The sequence below is a fragment of the Streptomyces lancefieldiae genome, assembly GCF_031845825.1.
GTDB classification, from domain to species: Bacteria; Actinomycetota; Actinomycetes; order Streptomycetales; family Streptomycetaceae; genus Streptomyces; species Streptomyces lancefieldiae.
The window spans coordinates 1-955 of record NZ_JAVRFH010000241.1; the positions used below are offsets into that span (position 1 = coordinate 1).

Annotated in this window: 1 pseudogene; it reads left to right on the plus strand. The window is 68.8% G+C overall.

From position 1 onward, the window contains the following. Positions 1-64: 64 nt before the first annotated feature. Positions 65-955, plus strand: a pseudogene (locus tag RM812_RS43475) (IS630 family transposase); the annotation flags it as partial.

Here is a 955-nt window from a genome sequence, read left to right on the forward strand (position 1 = left end):
TACTGAGGTTTTCGGATTGTCGTCGGGTAGTGACGGTTCATGATCCCCGCGGTATGCCGATGAGGTGAGGTATCCAGAGGGTGGGGGCCTGACCGCTGAGCGGCGGGCATTTCGTGAGGGGATCCGGCTTCAGGCCGGCGAGAGGTTCGCGGCGGGCGAGAAGACGGCCGCGATCGCGAAGGATCTCCGGGTGAGTGTGCGGTCGGTGGAGCGCTGGCGTCGTGCCTGGCGCGAGGGCGGCATGGAGGCCCTGCGCTCGGCGGGTCCGGCGAACTCCCCGACCGTCACAGACGCCCAGTTCGCCGTGCTCGAGGAAGAACTCGGCAAGGGGCCGGCCGCACACGGCTTCGAAGACGAACGCTGGACCCTGACGCGGGTGCAGACGGTGATCCGCCGGCGCCTGCGGGTGAGCCTGTCGGTGGCGACGGTGTGGCGGCTGCTGAAACGGCACGGCTGGTCCTGGCAGGCACCCGCCCGCAGAGCACTCGAACGCGACGAGCATGCGGTGGAGCTGTGGAAGAGGGAGGTGTGGCCGCAGGTAAAAGACTCGCGGCGGCGTCCGGTGCCTGGATCGTCTTCGAGGACGAGGCCGGCTTCTCGATGACTCCGCCCCGTGCCCGCACCTGGGGCCGACGCGGACACACCCCTGTCATCCGCGTCCGCGGCAGGTCCCGCCGCCGGACTTCCATCGCCGCACTGTGCTGCTACAAACCCGGCGAGAAGAGCCGCCTCATCCACCGGCCCCGCGCTCACCTCCGCCTCAAGGGTGCACGCAAAAGCTTCTCCTGGCAGGACTACCGCGACCTCCTGGTCCGCGCACACATCCAGCTCGACGGCCCGATCGTGGTGGTCTGGGACAACCTCAACACCCACCTGGCCACCGGGCTGAAGCGGTACGAGGCCGACCACGACTGGCTCACCACCGTCCGTCTTCCGCCCTACGCACCTGACCTCA